The 3,176-nt window shown below is 64.7% G+C and carries 2 protein-coding genes and 1 pseudogene; all 3 read left to right on the top strand.

The annotated features are described in order from the left end of the window. The coding region (gene alaS, locus F8K16_RS01830) for an alanine--tRNA ligase (protein ID WP_294946131.1) at nt 1-1,461 on the top strand (1,461 nt) is incomplete at its 5' end. Nucleotide 1,462: 1 nt separating this feature from the next. Next, nucleotides 1,463-2,677, top strand: coding sequence for an aspartate kinase (locus F8K16_RS01825; protein WP_294946129.1), 1,215 nt, complete (start codon nt 1,463-1,465; stop codon nt 2,675-2,677). Nucleotides 2,678-2,683: 6 nt separating this feature from the next. Next, a pseudogene (locus F8K16_RS01820) lies at nt 2,684-3,176 on the top strand (tRNA (N6-isopentenyl adenosine(37)-C2)-methylthiotransferase MiaB); the annotation flags it as partial.

Here is a 3,176-nt window from a genome sequence, read left to right as displayed (position 1 = left end):
GGCGATGTGGTGTTCAAGCTGTATGACACCTACGGCTTTCCGGTGGACCTGACCGCAGATGTGGCGCGGGAGCGGGGTCTCAAGATCGATGAGGCCGGTTTCGAGGCGGAAATGCGCAGGCAGCGCGAGCGGGCCCGGGCCGCCGGCAGCTTCAAGGTGGATCTGAGCAGAAAGATCGACTTCGAGGGGGAGACCGAATTTGTCGGCTACCAGCAGGACGAGATGGATGCCACCGTCCTGGCTCTCTACCGGGATGAGACATCGGTGGAAGCCCTCAGGGAGGGCGAGGAAGGCATTGTCATCCTTGACCGCACTCCCTTCTACGCGGAATCCGGCGGTCAGGTGGGCGATACCGGCAGCCTGACCGAAGGGATGAACAGTTTCCATGTGTCCGACACCCAGAAACAGGGCAAATTGTGGCTGCACGTGGGGCGGGTCACCGCTGGCGAGATCCGTGTGGGTCAGCAGGTGCATGCGCAGGTGGATGTGGCCCGCCGCCGTGCCGCCGAGCGCAACCACTCGGCCACCCACCTGCTTCATGCCGCCCTGCGCCGTCATCTGGGTGAGCATGTAGCCCAGAAGGGTTCGCTGGTGGCGCCGGAGCGGCTGCGTTTCGACTTTTCCCACTTCGAGCCGATTGGTGCAGACACGCTGCGGGCCATCGAACGGGAGGTGAACGAGAAGATCATGGCCGACCTGCCGGTGGTCACCGAGGAGATGTCGCTGGAAGCGGCGAAAGAGAAGGGCGCCATGGCCCTGTTCGGCGAGAAGTATGGGGATGTGGTGCGCGTGGTGGACATGGGGGACTACTCCATTGAGCTGTGCGGCGGTACCCATGTGTGCCGCACCGGTCAGATCGGGCCTTTCCGCATCGTCTCAGAGGGGGGCGTGGCCGCCGGCGTGCGCCGGGTGGAGGCGGTCACCGGTGAGGCGGCATGGGATTTCATCTACCGTCGCGAGGATGCCCTGACGCAGGCGGCCGGAACGCTCAAGGCCAAGCAGCCGGAGCAGCTGCCGCAGCGGGCCGAGCAGCTCGCCACCCAGCTGAAGCAGCAGGACAGGGAGCTGGAGCAGCTCAAGGCCAAGCTGGCGGCACAGGCGGGCGGCGCGCTGGCGGATCAGGCCGAGGAGGTGGCCGGTGTCAAGGTGCTGGCCGCCAAGGTGGACGGTGCCGACGGCAAGGCGCTGCGGGAGCTGATGGACCAGCTCAAGCAGAAGCTGGACAATGCGGTGATCGTGCTGGGCGCCGTCAAGGAGGGCAAGGTGGCGCTGGTGGCCGGTGTCGGCAAGGCCCTGACCGACCGTTTCAAGGCGGGCGAACTGGTCAATTTCGTGGCGCAGCAGGTGGGGGGTCGTGGTGGCGGCCGTCCCGACATGGCTCAGGCCGGTGGCAGCGAGCCGGAGAAGCTGGATGCGGCGCTGGCCAGCGTGCGCGGCTGGGTGGAAGAGAAGGCGAACTGACATGGCTTTGATCGTACAGAAATACGGCGGCACCTCCGTCGGGACCATCGAGCGGATTCAGAATGTAGCCGACAGGGTGATCCGCACCGCCGAGGCGGGCCACAAGGTGGTGGTGACCGTATCCGCCATGAGCGGGGAAACCAACCGGCTGACCGCGCTGGCGCAGGAGATTCAGCTGCGTCCCAATCCGCGCGAGATGGATGTGCTCCTGTCCACGGGCGAGCAGGTCACCATTGCGCTTCTGAGCATGGCGTTGCAGCAGAAGGGCTGGCCGGCCATCTCCTTCACCGGCTGGCAGGTGCCCATCCTCACCAACAATGTGCACACCAAGGCGCGCATCGAGAAGATCAACGAAGAGAAGATCATGGCCGAGCTCAACGCTGGCCGCATCGTGGTGGTGGCCGGCTTTCAGGGGGTGACGCTCAACAATGAGATCACCACGTTGGGCCGCGGCGGCTCCGACACCACGGCGGTGGCGCTGGCGGCGGCGCTGAAGGCGGACGAGTGCCAGATCTACACCGACGTGGATGGCGTCTACACCACCGACCCGCGTGTGGTGCCCAACGCCCGCCGGCTGGATGTGATCACCTATGACGAGATGCTGGAGCTGGCCAGCCTGGGCGCCAAGGTGCTGCAGATCCGTTCGGTGGAGTTCGCCAGCAAGTACCGCGTGCCGCTTCGGGTGCTCAGCTCCATGAAGGAAGGGGGCGGCACCCTGATTACCTCCGAGGACAAAGTGATGGAAAAACCGCTGATTTCAGGCATTGCCTTCAACCGTGACGAGGCCAAGCTGATGATTCTGGGCGTGCCGGATCGACCGGGCGTGGCCTACCAGATCGTCGGACCCATTTCGGACGCCAACATCGACATCGACATGATCATCCAGAACCAGGGTGTGGACGGCACCACCGACTTCACTTTCACCGTCCACCGCAACGACTGTCCGGCGGCGCTGGATATCCTGAAGGCGCAGGCGGAGAAGCTGGGCGCGCGCGAGGTGCTGGCCGACGACGGCATCGTCAAGGTGTCGCTGGTGGGCATCGGCATGAAGTCCCATGCCGGCATCGCCGCGCGCATGTTTGAAGTGCTGGCGGACAGGGGCATCAACATCCAGATGATCGGCACCACCGAGATCAAGATCTCGGTCATCATTGACGAGGAGCATCTGGAAACCGCCGTGCAGGCGCTGCACGATGCGTTCGAACTGGAGCGTTAGGCACCCATGACCGACACCGCAAGGCCGTTTGACGGCGGGCTGCTGATCAAGACCTACGGCTGCCAGATGAACGAGTATGACTCGGAGAAGATGGCGGCGCTGCTGAAGAACGCCTTCGGCCTGGAGCCGGTGGAGACGGCGGAGGCGGCGGACGTGCTGCTGCTCAACACCTGCTCCGTGCGCGAGAAGGCGCAGGAGAAGGTGTTCGACGAGCTGGGCAAGTGGAAGCGCTGGAAGGCCGAGAAGCCCAACCGCATCATCGGCGTGGGCGGTTGTGTGGCCTCACAGGAAGGGGAGCTGATCCGCAGGCGTGCGCCCTACGTGGACGTGATTTTCGGCCCACAGACACTGCACCGCCTGCCGCAGCTGATCCGCGAGGCGCTTGCCGCCCGGCAGGAAGGGGAGAAGAAGGCGGCGGTCATCGACATCTCCTTCCCGGAGATCGAGAAGTTCGATCATCTGCCCAAGCCGGAGGCCAGCTCCGTCACCGCCTATGTGT

Source organism: Sulfurivirga sp., from assembly GCF_015490265.1.
In the GTDB taxonomy this organism is placed as follows: domain Bacteria; phylum Pseudomonadota; class Gammaproteobacteria; order Thiomicrospirales; family Thiomicrospiraceae; genus Sulfurivirga.
This window is presented reverse-complemented; position numbering and strand designations above follow the sequence as displayed.